The sequence below is a fragment of the Streptomyces sp. NPDC057428 genome (assembly GCF_042803195.1).
Taxonomy (GTDB): Bacteria; Actinomycetota; Actinomycetes; order Streptomycetales; family Streptomycetaceae; genus Streptomyces.
The window spans coordinates 1-15,044 of sequence record NZ_JBHVCT010000078.1; the positions used below are offsets into that span (position 1 = coordinate 1).

A 15,044-nucleotide genomic window follows, 5' to 3' on the forward strand; every position below is an offset into this window, starting at 1 on the left:
TGATGCTCGTCCGGGCTGGTCTCAACCCGGCTGGTGCTGATCTTGTAAGCCCTGCCACCTGCTAGGCGTCAGGCGAAGTGAGCCAGGAATCCCCCCCGTTCACGAGGGGGAGGTTTCAAAGGTCCTTGAGAGGTCACAGACTCAGCTCCGGGTGCAGCCTGTCCAGGGTCCACACCTGCTTGCGGCGGGCCGAGACCGCGGTCAGTGCCAGCGCCCCCGCGGTGAAGGCCAGCAGCACGGCGCAGCCCTGCCAGACCGGCCCGAGCCCGCCGCCCGTGATCAGCCGGCGCAGCCCGTCCACCACGTAGGTCATCGGCAGGTACGGGTGGATCGCGCCGAAGAAGCCGGGGCTGGTCTGGACCGGATACGTCCCCCCGGCCGACGTCAGCTGGAGCATCAGTACCGCGAGCACGAGGATCCGGCCCGCCGCGCCGAACCGCGCGTTCAGCCACTGGACGATCGCGGCGAAGCAGCAGGTCACCAGGGCCAGGAAGCCGATCGTCCCGGCGGCGTGCGTCATCTGCAGACCGAGCCGCCAGTGCAGGACGGACATCAGGGCCGCGACCTGGAGCAGGCCGATCGCGGCCACCGGCAGCCAGCCCGCGAAGGCGATGCGCCAGGCCGGTGCGCCGGCCGAGAGCGCCCGGCGGTTGAGCGGCTGGATGAGCATGTAGGCCACCATCGCGCCCACCCACAGCGAGAGGGGGATGAAGTAGGGGGCGAAACCGGTCCCGTAGTTCGGCGCCGCGTGCAGCGAGGAGGAGGCGAGCTTCACGGGGTCGGCCATGACACCGGTGCGCGCGTCGCGGTCGCTCTTGTCGTAGTCCGGGATCTTGCCGACGCCGTCGTTCAGCCCCTGGGCGAGAGTCGCGGAGCCGTCACCGAGCCGGTGGAGCCCGCTGTCCAGACTCCTGGCGCCCGTCCCGAGCTTCCTGACCCCCTTGTCCAGGTTCCCGGCGCCGGCCTTGGCGGTGCCCAGCCCGGTGTGGAGGGTGTCGGCGCCCTTGGCCACCTTGTGTGCCCCGGTGTTGAGCGCGTTGATCCGGGCCACCGCGGACTCCAGGTCCGTGTCGAGGTCCGGCGAGCGCTTCGCCAGGGCGTCGGCCTGCTTCTGCAGTGTGGTCAGTTGGCCGCGCAGCTTCGTCAGGTCGCCCTTCTGATTCGTGACCAGGGCGTTCACGTCGTCGGAGACCTTGGCGACATCGGCCGCGGCGGTCCTGGCGCGCTTCAGCTGCGGGCAGACCCCCGGATCGGGCAGCGGCTGGTCCTCGCAGCGCAGGCGGTAGACCTCGGTCAGGTCGTCGGAGGCCTTGTGCGCGGCGGCCGAGGCGGTGGGTGCCGCCTCCACCAGCAGATCGAGGTTGTCCCGTACCGCCTTCGAGGAGTCGGACACCAGCCGGGCCGTGTCCCCGATGGCCTTTCCGTTGTCCTTGAGGAACGGCCGTACGTCGGCGGCCGCCTTGCCGACCTTGTCGGCGAGCGACTGGGTGCCGTCGGCGACCTGCCGGGACCCCGCCTCGAGGTCTCCCGCTCCCTTGTCGAGCCTGATGAGGCCGGAAGAGAGCGTTCCGCTGCCCGACTTGGCGGTCCTGAGACCGTCCGCGAGGTCCTTCGAGCCCTTCTTCGCCTTCGTCAGACCGCTCTCGAGATCGTCGGCCCCCTTGGCCGCCTTCGCGGTCGCGTCGTGCAGACCCGAGAAGTTGATGAAGATCTTGTCCAGGAAGCCGCGTGAGGCCTTCGCCGAGGCGGCGCTGCGGACCTCGGCGAACACCGTCCTGGAGATCTGTCCGACGATGTAGTTGTTGGCGTCGTTCGTCCGCACCTGGAGTGCGCCCGTCCCGGGGGAGTCCCCCGCGCTCGACGCGATGCGCTCGCTGAAGTCCGACGGCATGGTCAGCGAGAGGTAGTACGTCCCGTCCTCGACGCCCCGTTCGGCCTCGGCGGAGCCGACCTGGTGCCAGTCGAAGACCTTGCTGTCGAGCAGCTTTCCGGTGATCTCGTCGCCGGCCGACAGATGTTCGCCGCGGGTGCTCGCACCCTTGTCGTCGTTGACGAGGGCGACAGGGATGCGGTCGAGCCGCCCGTACGGGTCCCAGAAGGACCAGAGGTAGAGGGCCCCGTACAGCAGGGGCAGCAGGAGCAGAGCCACCAGCGCGGCGCGCGGCATCCGGCCCCTGCCGAACCTCCGCAGCTCAAGCGCGGCCAGTCTCGGCGATCGCATCTGCCGTGTCCTTCCGGTTCGTCGTGTCGTCCTCGGCCGGCCGCGCGCGCACCACGACGGCGTCGGCAGGAGCCTCGCTGCACACCGCCAGCACCGTCGTACCGTCAGCCGCGAGGCCGCGCAGCAGTTCCCAGGCAAGGGCCCGGTCCGACGCGGACAGCTTGAGGTCGGTGTCGTCCACGGCCAGGAGCCTCGGGCGCCCCATCAGCGCGAGTGCGACGGACAGGCGGAGCGCCTCCAGTCGCTCCAGGTCCCGTACGGAGGTCCGTTCGGCCTTGGGGAGTTCCGAGAGGTCCAGCCCCGCGGCTTCGAGAGCCGCCTCGACCACGGCCCTGGACGCGGCGGCGCGCTCGGCACGGGGCCGCAGCAGGGAGCGCGGTGATCCGTCGAAACGGCGCCGCAGCAGGGCGCGTTCCCGCAGGTGCTCGGCGACCGTGAACGCGGGATCCAGTTCGCTGACGCCGGGGACAGGGCCGAGCGCGCTGAACCCGCGTACCGCGGCGAGCCGTCCGGGCAGACGCTCGCCGCCGACCTCCGCGTGGCCCGCCGTGGAGCGCATCCGACCGGTCAGCGCGAGCAGCAGACAGGTCCGGCCCGAGCCGGACGGACCCGCCACCGCGACCAGGGAGCCGGGCCCGGCGCTGAACCCCACCCCGTGGAACGCCCAGCCGCGCGGCCCCTCGAGTCCGAAGCCCTCGGCGCTCAGCGCCGCTCCGTGCGGGCTGTCCACGACCCCCACCCCCAACTTTTAGACTGACTGGTCAGTCCAAAAAAATAGCCCGAACTCGCGCTCGAAGCAAAGCCGCTGGTCAGGGGCAGATCCTGATGAGTTGTCAGTAGGTCTCGCCAGAATGGGTACGTACGGCTACGGAGCCGTCACACGACGACAGGAGGTTCGTCATGGCCAGCTCGTCCGCAGCAGCCGCACCGCGGCGCCGCACAGGCAGCCCTGCCCCCTCACTGACCGGTCCGGCAACCGACGTCCACCCCGTGCTGCGCCGCACCACGGCCCCACCCGCCGCTCTCGATCTGCTCGCCCAGGCCCACACCGGACTGGTCGAGGCCGCCGTACTCGACGTTCCGAACGAGCGGTACGCCACCGCACACCTCGCCGCGCTGCGCACGGCGGCCGCGGTCCTCGCCGCCCGGGGCAGGCCCGAGACGAGCGGGCGCCGCCGGGAGCGGATCCGCAGCGCCTGGGAGGTGCTCCCGGAGACGGCGCCCGAACTCACCGAGTGGAGCGCCTTGTTCGCCTCCGGAGCTCAGCGCAGGGCCCGTGCCGAAGCCGGCATACCCGGCGCGGCCACCAGCCGCGACGCCGACGACCTGCTGCGCGACGCGGTGATGTTCCTCCGCCTCGTCGAGCGGCTCCTCGTCCTCCAGCCGGTCCTTCCCCAGCCCCGGAAGGACCTGCCCCGATAGCCGCCGGGGCGGAGCGCGACGAGGGGTGACCGTGCGGGTGGTGCGAGGCAATAGGGTGGAGGGCCCGTACCACCTGCACCGTTCACGCTCCGCCGTCCGTGGCGGCACCGTGCCGAGGAGTCAACTGCCGTGTCGGACCAGCTGCGCCCCCGCGCCTCCCTCCGTACCGCCGTGGTCTGGGAGGTCCTCAAGGACGCCCTGGAGCACCGGGTCAGGGCCACCGGCAGGGAAGCCCTGGACGTGCTGGACACCGGCGGGGGCACCGGCAACTTCGCGGTGCCCGTCGCCCGGCTCGGCCACCGGGTGACGGTCGTCGACCCCAGCCCCAACGCCCTGTTCGCCCTGGAGCGCCGTGCGGAGGAGGCCGGGGTCGCCGACAGGGTCCGCGGTGTCCAGGGGGACATCCTCGGCCTGTTCGAGGTCGTCGACCGCGCGGGCTACGACGCGGTGCTGTGCCACGGCGTCCTGGAGTACGTCGACGACCCCGCCGAAGGTGTGCGGAACGCGGCGGAGGCCCTCCGCCCGTCCGGCGCGCTCAGCCTGCTCGGCGCCGGTCTTGGCGGAGCCGTCCTGGCCAGGGCGCTCGCCGGACACTTCGCCGAGGCCCGCAAGGCGCTGACGGACCCGGCCGGCCGCTGGGGCGACGGCGATCCCGTGCCTCGCAGGTTCACCGCCGACCAGCTGGCGGGACTCGTCGCTGACGCCGGCATGGAGGTCGGCCCGGTCCACGGGGTGCGCGTCTTCGCCGACCTCGTCCCGGGCGTTCTCGTGGACACCGAGCCGGGTGCCATGGAGGAGCTGCTCAGGCTGGAGGCGGCCGTCGCGGAGCTGCCGGCGTTCCACTCGGTGGCGACCCAGCTGCACGTTCTGGGAGAGAAGCGCGGCTGAGCCGGACGGGGAGCCCTCCCGAGTGTGGGCGTGGAGCGACCGGAGCACGGCTGATCAGCAACGCAGCCGCAGACGGAGTACCGCTCAGAACACCCGATCGGGCCGCGGGCCCCGTATGATCGGGTGACACCATCCGGCATGACGGATCGGAGGTCGGGGAATCTACGCCTCAGCAGCCGAGCCGACATGGCGGTCCGGACTGGCTATGGCTAGAGGGCGGGTTTCACGGGGGCGAATCCCTGCCTATCCTGGAAGGGCCGCATACCGGTCGCCCCCGCGGCCGACGACGAGGAGGACTCCGTGCCGCTCTCGGAGCACGAGCAGCGAATGCTCGAGCAGATGGAGCGAGCGCTGTACGCCGAAGATCCCAAGTTCGCTACAGCGCTTGAGGGAAGCGGGCTGCGCAGGTACACCCGGCGACGGGTCTACCAGGCGGTGGCCGGCTTTCTGGTGGGTATCGCGCTCCTCATGGCCGGAATGGTCTTCCAGCAGACCTGGGTCAGCGTGGCGGGATTCCTCGTCATGCTGGGCTGCGCCGTGCTGGCGGTCACCGGGTGGCGCAGAGCGCCCAAGCCCGGTGAGCAGCAGCCGGCCGGGAGCGCGAGCGGGGGCGGAGGCGACAGCCGCCACCCCAGGCAGCGCCGGTCAATGATGAACCGGATCGAACAGCGGTGGCAGCGCCGCCGCGACGAACAGGGCCAGTGAGCTCTCCGCTTTCCGGCAGGTGGCCGTAGTCACTGCCGGACGCGGACCGCGCACGACGAGAACTTGACGCTGGACCTCACGCGTTTACTCGCAGTGCTGCGGCCAGGACGACCTCCCGCGCAGGGCGTCCTCGCGCTGCCCACCCGGGCCCCGAAGGGCCTTTCCGGGCCGGCCACGGCTCAGAGAGGCCGCCCCGGTGTCCGAGGAGGGGGAGGCCGCCCTCGGACACCCGGCATGGGGAGTCGTCCGGTCCCGAGGTCAGCCCTCCTGGCCCGACGGGCGGCGCAGCCTGGCCGCCCAGCCACCGCGTCCCACCCGGCCGGACCAACGCCGGCCGAGTTCCGTCCTGCGCTCGGACACGGCCCATATCACCCGAACGGCTGAACGCGGTGCCACTGTCGCCCGCAGCCTGCCCCATCGTCCGGCCGATGCCCACAGACCGGCCCGCACCGCCCGGACGTCCTCCGCCGAGCCGTCGCCGGGCCGGGGCTCGGGTGCGTACAGCACCTGCTCCACCGCCCCGGCCACCCGATGGGCAGCCGCGGACGCAGTGCCGTCGACACCGCCCAGCCGCACGAGGCGTGCCGCGGCCTTCCGGGGGGTCTGGGACTCGTCCGGCGTGATGCCGTGATCCCAGGCCGTGTCGGTCATCTCGCACCAGGCGGCCATGACCCTGGCCGTGGCATCCGCCGGTGTACGGCCCTCCGAGCGGCCGAGCCGCCGGGCGCGGAGCCGCAGTCGCCAGAGCATCGGCAGGAACGGGAGCGCGAGCACCAGCAGACCACCGAGCAGCCACAGCGCCACCGCCCCCGTCAAGGTACCCGAGCCGCCGGAATATACCGCCCCGGGAGCCGCGGACGCACCGCACTCACCCTCGCGGCGCAACTGCACCGGGCAGGATTCCGTGGCCGTGGGCGCGGCCGTGGGCGCCACGGAGGAGCCCTCCGCCGGAGCCGCCGGATCGCTCGCGTCCTGCGTCGGCGCGTCCGGCCGGGTGTATGAAGGGGTGCTGCCCCGCGAGGGAGTCGGCTCGAAGCGGGTCCACCCCACTCCCTGGAAATACAGCTCGGGCCAGGCGTGCGCGTCCCGCAGCCCCACCGACACCGACCCGTCCGCCTGGACGGTGCCAGGTGTGAACCCGACCGCGACCCGTGCCGGGATGCCGAGAGTCCTGGCCATCGCGGCCATCGTGAAGGAGAAGTGGACGCAGAAGCCTTCCTTGTCCTTCAGGAACCGTTCGATGGCGGCGGTACCGGTGCCCGACGTCACGGTCGTGTCGTACCGGAAATCGCCCTCCGAGGCGAACCAGTCCTGCAGCTTCACCGCCGCCTCGTAGTCACCGGAGGACCCTTCGGTCACCCGCTTCGCCGTCCTGCCGACCACGTCCGGCAGCGAGCGGGGAACCCGTGTGTACTCGCGCAGCAGATCGGAGGGCGGCGCCAGGGCCCCGGCGAGCTGCGCGGCCGTCGGCTCGACGGCCAGGCTGCTCACCTCGTACCGCACGCCGCGCGTCGTCTGGCCGTCGTCACCGACGAGGGTGCGTCCCTCCGGTTCGAACCGCCAGCGGCCCCGCACGTCCACCTCGCTCGCCGGGTAGGGGAGCGGCAGATACGTCTGCGCGTAGGAACGCGACGCGGAGAGGTTGGTCCTGACTTCGGTGACCGCGACGTCCTGACCCAGCCCGGCCGGTTGCGGCAGCCTGTCCGGGACGTCCTTCAGCCTGCGGGTCGACGGGCGCCACTCGCCCCCGCTGAACTGGTCCAGGGCCAGGATGCGCAGGTAGAAGCCCTGCGGATTCGCGGCGTTGGTCCGGTAGGAGATCACCTCCCGGTTCTCCGGCTGGTTCAGGTTGTTCTGCAGGGAGACCAGGGGATTGACCGCGGAGATCGTGCCTCCGCCGCTGCCCCGCCCCGACCCGCCGCCCGTCCCGCCCAGGAGTCCGCCGTCCAGCGCCGGCAGCGCGGCGGGCACGGCCAGCGCGACCCCCAGCGCCACCGCGCCGATGCGACGTCCGGTCCGCACCGGGGCCATGAGCCTTCCCGAACCCTCCAGACCGGCCGCCAGGCCCCCCGACGTACTGGACACACCGCCGAACACCCGCCCCCACCGGGACAGCCGGTCCCGGCCCTCCGCGAGCAGGAGCAGCAGATAGCCGCACGCCGCGAGCAGGAACCACAGCCACCCCGCCCCGCCGTCGGACAGCCCCGCCGCCACCGAGTAGAGCGCGAGGAGCGGCAGTCCGGCCGGAGCCGCGGAGCGGAAGGTCACCGCGAGGACATCCACGGCCAGGCCGATCAGCAGCACTCCGCCGATCAGCATCAGCCGGATGCCGTCCGTCGCGGGTGCGGGAATCGCGTACCGGCCGACGTCGTCCCCGCCCGCGGTCAGCAACTCGGCGAGCCACCGGACCGCCTCCGGGCCGGGCAGCACTCCGAACACGGCGTGCTCCCGCGCGAAGGCCACGGTGAGCGACACCAGGGTGACGAGCACCTGGAGCGAGACCGTGAGTATCCGCGCGAACGACATCCGGCGGGCGAGCGCGCCCGCGCCGCCCTGGAGCGCCAGCAGGAAGGCGGCCTGCAGGACCCACTTCGACGTGTCGACCAGCGGCAGCAGGGCACCGGCGGCCATCATCGTGGCCGCGAAGGCGCACAGCGCCAGCCTGGTACGCCCGCTCATGACCAACCCCCCGGGAATCCCGTCGTCGGACCGGCCGCTGTGGAGTGCGCGTCCGAGCGTCCCTGACCTGCCTGCTGCCACAGCCGGGAAAGCTCCGCCCCGGGCGGAACCGGCACCACCGTCCACCCCGCTTCGCGCAGCAACCGCAGGTGACCGGCGGCCGGCGCGTGAGGAAGCGCCTCCCGGCCGTCCGCCCGGTCGGCACTGTCCAGGACGAAGGCGACGGCCCCGCGGCTGCGCTGCCGCATCCGGGCCGCTGCCGCCGCCTGCTCCTCGTCGAGATCGCCGAAGAACGCCACCAGTAGTCCCTCGTTCGTGCCGCGCAGCACGTCGTGCGCGCGGGAGAGCCCGCCCCCGTCGGAGTGGTCGACGACCGCGAGGGTGTCCATCATCAGGCCCGCGGAGTCCGCGGAATCCTGTGTCGATCCGGCGAAGCCGTCGCCGCTCTCGCCCGGCACCGCGTTCCCGTCGTCGGTCAGCAGGCGCACGGCGAAGCCACGCTCCAGCATGTGCACCAGCGCTGACGCCGCCCCCGACACCGCCCACTCGAAGGCGGAGTCCGGTCCTGCGTCCTGGTAGGCGATCCGCCGGGTGTCGAGCAGCACCGTGCACCTGGCCCGCTGCGGCTGTTCCTCGCGACGCACCATCAGTTCGCCGTGTCGCGCGGTGGAACGCCAGTGCACCCGGCGCAGGTCGTCGCCGTGCCGGTAACCGCGCGGGATGATGTCGTCCTCGCCCGCCAGGGCCAGTGACCTCTGCCTCCCGTCGCCGTAGCCCGAGGCCTCGCCGGTCAGCCGCAGCGGTGGCAGGGGCTCGGTGCGGGGGATGACCACGAGGGTGTCGTACGCGCTGAAGGAACGGGTCAGCTCGCACATCCCGAACGGATCGCTCAGCCGCAGTTGCAGCGGCCCCAGCGGGTAGCGCCCGCGCAGGTCGGACCGGACCCGGTAGGACACCTCCCGCACGCCGCCCGCCTCCACCCGGTCCAGCACGAAGCGGGGCCGGGGGCCGAGTACGTACGGAACGTGGTCCTGGAGCATGAGCAGTCCGGTCGGCAGCCGTGACACGTTTTCCATCCGCAGACGGACCCGTGCCTCCGAGCCGACCGGCACCCGGGTCGGCGACAGCCGCCGGCTGCCCGACACCTGGTAGCGGGTGCGGTGGAGCACGGCGACGCAGACCAGGGGCAGCACGGCCAGCAGCAGGCCGACCCGCAGCAGGTCGGCCTGGCCCAGTACATAGGCGCAGGCCGCGGCCGCGACACCGGCGGCCAGGAAGGACCGGCCCCGGGTCGTGAGTCCGCTCAAGGCCGCTCGCGGGCCGCCCTTGTCGTCGCTGCTCTCCACCGGACCGGGAATCCCGGCCGCCATCACAGCCGCCGCGCGCCGGGCTGACCGCCGTACACCGGGCTGCCGGGCCGGTGCTGCGACTGTGCCGGTGCGGCCACGCCGCCCGACGTCGGCACCGGTGTGCGCTGCAGGATGTCCAGCACGACCTGCTCGGCGGTACGGCGGTTGAGCTGCGCCTGTGCCGTGGGCAGGAGCCGGTGGGCGAGCACCGCGACGGCGAGCGCCTGGACGTCGTCCGGGAGGGCGTAGTCCCGCCCGGCCAGGGCCGCCGAGGCCTTGGCCGCCCGCAGCAGGTGCAGGGTCGCGCGCGGCGAGGCCCCGAGTCTGAGATCCGCGTGCTGCCGGGTGGCCGCCACCAGTTCCACGGCGTACCGCCGGACGGATTCCGCCACGTGGACCGTGCGCACCGCTTCGATCAGCTTCACGATGTCGTGCGCGTGGGCCACCGGCCGCAGGTCGTCCAGCGGCGAGGCTCCGCCGTGGACGTCGAGCATCTGGAGCTCGGCCTCCGCGCTCGGGTAGCCGATCGAGACCCGGGCCATGAACCGGTCGCGCTGGGCCTCGGGCAGCGGATAGGTGCCCTCCATCTCCACCGGGTTCTGGGTGGCCACGACCATGAAGGGGTCGGGCAGTTCGTAGGTGTGGCCGTCGATGGTGACCTGGCGCTCCTCCATCGACTCCAGCAGCGCCGACTGGGTCTTCGGCGAGGCGCGGTTGATCTCGTCGCCGATCACGATCTGGGCGAAGATCGCGCCCGGCTTGAACTCGAAGTCCCGCTGCTGCTGGTCGAAGATCGACACCCCGGTGATGTCCGAGGGCAGCAGGTCGGGAGTGAACTGGATACGGCGCACCGAGCAGTCGATGGACCGCGCCAGCGCCTTGGCCAGCATCGTCTTGCCGACCCCGGGCACGTCCTCGATCAGGAGGTGCCCCTCGGCCAGCAACACGGTCAGAGAAAGCCGTACGACCTCAGGCTTGCCCTCGATCACACCTTCGATCGACCTGCGCACCCGCTCCGCTGTCGTCGTCAGATCTGTGAGGCTCGCTCGATCGTCATAGGTCGTCACCCGGCCCTCCTTGGCCCTTGTGCACGGACGGCGGCACAAGACTGCCCGGCCCGCCCCGAAATACGGACACTCTCCGGAGGACCCGGAGAGATGTCACACCCGTATTCTTGTTGCCGTTACCGCTTCGTGTCACTCGCCTGTGGACAAGTGGAAGCGATATGCCGGATGTGGCCCGTATGTCGAGGGGTGGTCAGGAGGCGGGGAGGATCTCGCGCAGCTTGCCCGTGGTCACGTCGAAGACGAACCCGCGGATGTCGTCCGTGTGCAGGAGGAACGGCGACGTGCGTACGCGCTGCATCGACTGGCGTACGTCCTGGTCGGCGTCGGAGTAGGCCTCCACCGCCCAGACCGGGCGCTGGCCGACCTCGAGCTCCAGCTCCTGCCGGAAGCCCTCGGTCAGCGACTCGAGGCCGCAGTTCGTGTGGTGGATCAGTATGACGCTGCGGGTACCGAGCGCCCGCTGGCTGATGGTCAGCGAACGGATGACGTCGTCGGTCACCACGCCACCCGCGTTGCGGATGGTGTGGCAGTCGCCGAGTTCGAGGCCGAGCGCGGCGTGGAGGTCGAGGCGGGCGTCCATGCACGCGACCACGGCCACGTGCAGAACCGGCCGTGCGTCCATGCCCGGGTCGCTGAAGGCCTCGGCGTAACGGCCGTTCAGCTCGACCAGCCGGTCGGTCACCGTCCCACCGGAACGGGTGGCGGCGGGATCGGTCTCGGCGGGAGACTGCGCAGAAGTCGACATGCCTATGACGTTAGCCGCCACCTTCGCTCGTTGCGTGCTGTGGGTCGGAACAAAGAACGTCAACGACACTTGTTGTGAGGTAACCCACAAGACTCAGGCCCATGCACCCACCCGGGTGAGGTTCCCCGTCACGTCACGGTGCCGCCACGCGCTGCGCGGTTCGTTGATCGGGAATGGATCGAATGGCAGGGTGGACTAAAGTGACGCGAAGTTACCGACACGCCTGCACATTCTGCATATTTCTACACGTTTCGCGTTCCCGTGATGTGCGGCGTACATGCGGCCCGGCCCTTGCCCGCTCGCGGTCGGCCGACGCCACCTTCCCCGGCGCCGGCAGACCTCCCCTTCCGAGCGGGCGGGGACCAGACCGCACGTGCGGCCGTCACGGGACAGAGCCTGAGAGGGCGCTTTGAGCCAGACCCGCCACGTCCCGGTGATGCTCCAGCGATGCCTGGACCTGTTGGCCCCGGCTCTGGAGGCGACGAGCCCAGGATCGCAGCCCCCGGTCGTGGTGGACTGCACGCTCGGGCTCGGCGGGCACAGTGAGGCACTGCTCGCCGCCTTCCCCGACGTCCGGCTGGTCGCCCTGGACCGGGACAAGGAGGCGCTGCGGCTCTCCGGCGAACGCCTCGCCCCCTACGGAGACCGCGCCACCCTGGTGCACGCCGTCTACGACGAACTCCCCGACGTACTCGACCGGCTGGGGATCCCCAAGGTCCATGGTGTCCTCTTCGACCTGGGCGTCTCCTCGATGCAGCTGGACGAGGCCGACCGCGGGTTCGCCTACGCGCAGGACGCGCCGCTCGACATGCGCATGGACCAGACGACCGGCATCGGCGCGGCCGAGGTGCTCAACACCTACCCGCCGGGCGAACTGGTCAGGATCCTGCGTGCGTACGGCGAGGAGAAGCAGGCCAAGAGAATCGTCTCGGCAGTCGTGCGCGAACGCGAGAAGGAGCCCTTCAGCAACAGCGCCCGCCTCGTGGAGCTGATCCGGGACTCCCTGCCGCAGGCCGCCAAGCGCACCGGGGGCAACCCGGCCAAGCGAACCTTCCAGGCGCTGCGGATCGAGGTCAACGGCGAACTCGCCGTGCTGGAGCGGGCCGTTCCGGCCGCGGTCGGCAGCCTCGCCGTCGGTGGCCGGATCGCCGTCCTGTCCTACCACTCGCTCGAGGACCGGCTGGTCAAGCAGGTGTTCGCGGCCGGTGCCGCGAACACGGCCCCGCCCGGGCTGCCCGTCGTCCCCGAGCGCTACCAGCCCCGCCTGAAGCTGCTTACCCGCGGAGCCGAACTGCCCACCGAGGAGGAGGTGGCCGAGAACAGGCGCGCCGCCCCCGCCCGGCTGCGAGGTGCCCAGCGGATCCGCGAGGAGGAGCGATGAGCGATCCCCGTACGGGCCGTACGCCGGGAGGGCCGGTGGCACCGCGGTGACCGGGACGGCCGAGCAGGCGAAGGGCCGGGCGGGCCGGCTCGCCCGGCTCATGCCGGCTGGGCCGAGCACCGCCGCCCGCACCCCTTTCGTCCTCCTGGTCGTGCTTCTGCTCGCCGGTGGCCTGATCTCGCTCCTCCTGCTCAACTCGGCTCTCAACGAGGGATCGTTCAGGCTGACCAAGCTGAAGCGGGAGACCACCGAGGTCACCGACGAGCAGCAGGCCCTGCAGCGTGGCGTCGACAGCTACTCCGAGCCCGACGCGCTGGAGCGCCGGGCCCGGGAACTCGGCATGGTCCCCGGTGGCAGCCCCGCCTTCCTGGACCCGGACGGCACCGTGCGCGGGGTGAGTGAGCGGGCCACCGCCGATCCCTCGCCCGTCATCGTCCCGACACCCGCCAAGAGCGAACCCGAGCCCCTGGCGGCCCCGACCGCGGCCGGCTCCTCGCCCCCGCCCGCGGCTCCGGACCCGGGCGCCTCCATGACACAGACCCCGACGACTTCGCCCCCGACGACTTCGCCCCCGACCAGCCCCGGCAGGTGACGCAGTGCCGTCCAAGGAACCGCCGCGCCGCCGCGTGCCCGGCCCCGCCCGCGCCCGCAACGCGGCCGGATCCGGCCGTCCGCGCCCGGCCGTACGCCCCGAGGCGCGACGCACCCGGCGCCCGGCCGGAACGAAGCGGGGGGGCTCCCAGCAGTCCATCCGCCTCGGCAGCCCACGGCCCCGGCTACGCCTGATCAGCCTCTGTCTCACCCTGGTGATGCTGGCGTTCGTCGTACGGCTTCTCCAGGTCCAGGCCGTGGACGCGGGTGCCTACTCGGCCATGGCCCAGAAGAACCGCTACCTCGAGTACACGATCGCCGCCGAACGGGGTGAGATCACCGACCGCAGCGGTATCGCCCTGGCCACCAGCGTGGACGCGCACGACATCACCGCCGACCCGAAGCTCTTCACCCCCGAGGACAGCAAGGCCCCGGACGCGCCGCAGCAGGCGGCGGCGCTCCTCGCCCCGATCCTCGACGAGGACGCCGCCGAGCTGACGAAGAAGCTGTCGACCCCCAGGAGCCGCTACACGGTCCTGGCGCGGCGGCAGACCCCGCAGGTCTGGAAGCAGATCAAGGACCTCAAGGCGGCCTTCGCGGAGAAGGCCGCCGAGGACAGGGCCAAGGGCGGTCCCGGTGCGAACGTGCTGGCCGGGGTCCTCCAGGAACCCACGACCAAGCGGGTCTACCCGAACGGAGATCTCGCCGCCGGGATACTGGGTTTCGTGAACGCCGAGGGCAAGGGCGGCGGGGGCCTGGAGGCACAGCTGAACAAGCGGCTCCAGGGTGAGGACGGCAAGATCCGGTACGCCCAGGCCGGCGGCCGGCCCGTACCGACAGCGGGCTCCAAGGAGATCCCCGCCGTCGCCGGCACCGACGTCGAACTGACGATCGACCGTGACATCCAGTGGGCCGCCCAGCGGGCCATGGCGGACCAGGTCGAGAAGTCGAAGGCGGACCGCGGCTACGTGATCGTCCAGAACACCAGGACCGGCGAGGTCCTGGCCATGGCCAACGCCCCCGGCTACGACCCCAACGACCTCACGCGGAGCAACTCCGCCGCCCTGGGCAACGCGGCGCTCCAGGACGTCTACGAGCCCGGCTCGACCAGCAAGGTCATGTCGATGGCCGCGGTTCTGGAGGAGGGGGCCGCCACGCCCGGTACGCACGTGACGGTGCCCAACCGGCTGCACCGCGGGGACCGGCTCTTCAGGGACGACATCGACCACCCCACCTGGTACCTCACGCTCAACGGCGTACTCGCGAAATCGAGCAACATCGGCACCATCCTGGCCACCGGGCAGCTCGGGAAGACCCAGGCCGAAGCCAACAAGGTCCTGCACTCCTACCTGCGCAAGTTCGGCATCGGCAGCACCACGGGCCTCGACTACCCGGGCGAGTCGCCGGGCATCCTCGCCAAGCCGCAGGACTGGTCGACCTCCCAGCAGTTCACGATCCCGTTCGGCCAGGGGCTCTCGCTGAACGCCATGCAGGCCGCGTCGGTCTACCAGACCATCGCCAACGGCGGGGTCCGGATCGAGCCGACCCTGGTGCGCGGGAGCAAGGACGGCGAAGGGCACTACACGGCCGCGGCGGCCCCGAAACGCACCCGGGTGGTGAGCGAGAAGACGGCCGCGACCCTGGCGAAGATGCTCGAGTCCGTGGTGGACGACCGGGAGGGCACCGGGGCCAAGGCGCACATCCAGGGCTACCGGGTCGCGGGCAAGACGGGCACGGCCAACCGTGTGGATCCCGTGCGCGGCATCTACAAGGGCTACACCGCCTCCTTCGCGGGGTTCGCCCCCGCCGACGACCCGCAGATCGCCGTCTACTGCGCCATCCAGAACCCCACCCGGGGGAGCTACTTCGGCGGCCAGATCTGCGGCCCGATCTACAAGAAGGTCATGGAGTTCGCACTCAAGACCCTCCAGACCGCACCGTCCGGCAGCGATCCCGCCAGGCTTCCGGTCTCCTTCAAACCCGGCGAGTGAGTCGG

General features: G+C 71.7%; 12 protein-coding genes. 6 read left to right on the forward strand and 6 right to left on the reverse strand.

Features of this window, described 5'->3' with window-relative positions:
* Positions 1–133: 133 nt before the first annotated feature.
* Together ACFU5K_RS24605 and ACFU5K_RS24610 are read right to left on the reverse strand one after the other, a co-directional pair.
* A complete protein-coding gene (locus ACFU5K_RS24605; protein WP_384065330.1) occupies positions 134–2,221 on the reverse strand; it encodes a YhgE/Pip family protein in 2,088 nt (695 codons plus the stop codon).
* On the reverse strand, positions 2,193–2,951 hold the full coding sequence (locus ACFU5K_RS24610; protein WP_384065332.1) for an ATP-binding cassette domain-containing protein: 759 nt from the start codon (positions 2,949–2,951) through the stop codon (positions 2,193–2,195). Before ACFU5K_RS24610 ends, ACFU5K_RS24605 begins: the two co-directional genes overlap by 29 nt.
* A 170-nt stretch (positions 2,952–3,121) precedes the next feature.
* Here ACFU5K_RS24610 and ACFU5K_RS24615 point away from each other — a divergent pair, with 170 nt between their 5' ends.
* The 3 genes from ACFU5K_RS24615 to ACFU5K_RS24625 all read left to right on the forward strand — a co-directional run bounded on the left by ACFU5K_RS24615 (position 3,122) and on the right by ACFU5K_RS24625 (position 5,236).
* Positions 3,122–3,643: an SAV_6107 family HEPN domain-containing protein gene (locus tag ACFU5K_RS24615; protein WP_384065334.1), complete on the forward strand. Its 522-nt coding sequence runs from the start codon at positions 3,122–3,124 to the stop codon at positions 3,641–3,643.
* Between the two features lie 129 nt (positions 3,644–3,772).
* Positions 3,773–4,531 carry a class I SAM-dependent methyltransferase gene (locus ACFU5K_RS24620; RefSeq protein WP_384065335.1) on the forward strand — a complete coding sequence of 253 codons (759 nt, stop codon included), beginning with the start codon at positions 3,773–3,775 and terminating at the stop codon, positions 4,529–4,531.
* 300 nt (positions 4,532–4,831) lie between these two features.
* Positions 4,832–5,236, forward strand: a complete 405-nt coding sequence (locus ACFU5K_RS24625; protein ID WP_384065336.1) for a DUF3040 domain-containing protein — start codon at positions 4,832–4,834, stop codon at positions 5,234–5,236.
* 258 nt (positions 5,237–5,494) lie between these two features.
* Here ACFU5K_RS24625 and ACFU5K_RS24630 read toward each other — a convergent pair whose 3' ends face one another.
* The 4 genes from ACFU5K_RS24630 to ACFU5K_RS24645 form a co-directional block, all read right to left on the reverse strand.
* Complete coding sequence (locus ACFU5K_RS24630; protein ID WP_384065337.1) at positions 5,495–7,915, reverse strand: DUF3488 and DUF4129 domain-containing transglutaminase family protein; 2,421 nt, start codon at positions 7,913–7,915, stop codon at positions 5,495–5,497.
* Positions 7,912–9,285: a DUF58 domain-containing protein gene (locus ACFU5K_RS24635; protein WP_384065339.1), complete on the reverse strand. Its 1,374-nt coding sequence runs from the start codon at positions 9,283–9,285 to the stop codon at positions 7,912–7,914. Before ACFU5K_RS24635 ends, ACFU5K_RS24630 begins: the two co-directional genes overlap by 4 nt.
* Positions 9,285–10,331: an AAA family ATPase gene (locus ACFU5K_RS24640; RefSeq protein ID WP_384065342.1), complete on the reverse strand. Its 1,047-nt coding sequence runs from the start codon at positions 10,329–10,331 to the stop codon at positions 9,285–9,287. Before ACFU5K_RS24640 ends, ACFU5K_RS24635 begins: the two co-directional genes overlap by 1 nt.
* A gap of 190 nt (positions 10,332–10,521) precedes the next feature.
* The gene (locus ACFU5K_RS24645; protein WP_384065343.1) at positions 10,522–11,076 is read right to left on the reverse strand and encodes a beta-class carbonic anhydrase; all 555 of its coding nucleotides are present in this window, start codon (positions 11,074–11,076) and stop codon (positions 10,522–10,524) included.
* A gap of 409 nt (positions 11,077–11,485) precedes the next feature.
* On the opposite strand from ACFU5K_RS24645, the gene rsmH reads away from it, so the two are divergent.
* From rsmH to ACFU5K_RS24660, 3 genes are read left to right on the forward strand one after another with little or no spacing between them, the layout of a single operon-like run.
* Positions 11,486–12,457, forward strand: coding sequence for a 16S rRNA (cytosine(1402)-N(4))-methyltransferase RsmH (gene rsmH, locus ACFU5K_RS24650; protein ID WP_384065345.1), 972 nt, complete (start codon positions 11,486–11,488; stop codon positions 12,455–12,457).
* A gap of 46 nt (positions 12,458–12,503) precedes the next feature.
* Positions 12,504–13,049, forward strand: a complete 546-nt coding sequence (locus ACFU5K_RS24655; RefSeq protein WP_384065347.1) for a cell division protein FtsL — start codon at positions 12,504–12,506, stop codon at positions 13,047–13,049.
* Between the two features lie 4 nt (positions 13,050–13,053).
* A complete protein-coding gene (locus ACFU5K_RS24660; RefSeq protein ID WP_384065349.1) occupies positions 13,054–15,039 on the forward strand; it encodes a peptidoglycan D,D-transpeptidase FtsI family protein in 1,986 nt (661 codons plus the stop codon).
* Positions 15,040–15,044: the final 5 nt, after the last annotated feature.

What these genes read in the sequence shown, in the direction of transcription:
- ACFU5K_RS24605 (WP_384065330.1), bottom strand. Translation starts at nt 2,221, where the DNA reads ATGCGATCGCCGAGACTGGCCGCGCTTGAGCTGCGGAGGTTCGGCAGG.
- ACFU5K_RS24615 (WP_384065334.1), top strand. Translation starts at nt 3,122, where the DNA reads ATGGCCAGCTCGTCCGCAGCAGCCGCACCGCGGCGCCGCACAGGCAGC.
- ACFU5K_RS24630 (WP_384065337.1), bottom strand. Translation starts at nt 7,915, where the DNA reads ATGAGCGGGCGTACCAGGCTGGCGCTGTGCGCCTTCGCGGCCACGATG.
- ACFU5K_RS24635 (WP_384065339.1), bottom strand. Translation starts at nt 9,285, where the DNA reads ATGGCGGCCGGGATTCCCGGTCCGGTGGAGAGCAGCGACGACAAGGGC.
- ACFU5K_RS24645 (WP_384065343.1), bottom strand. Translation starts at nt 11,076, where the DNA reads ATGTCGACTTCTGCGCAGTCTCCCGCCGAGACCGATCCCGCCGCCACC.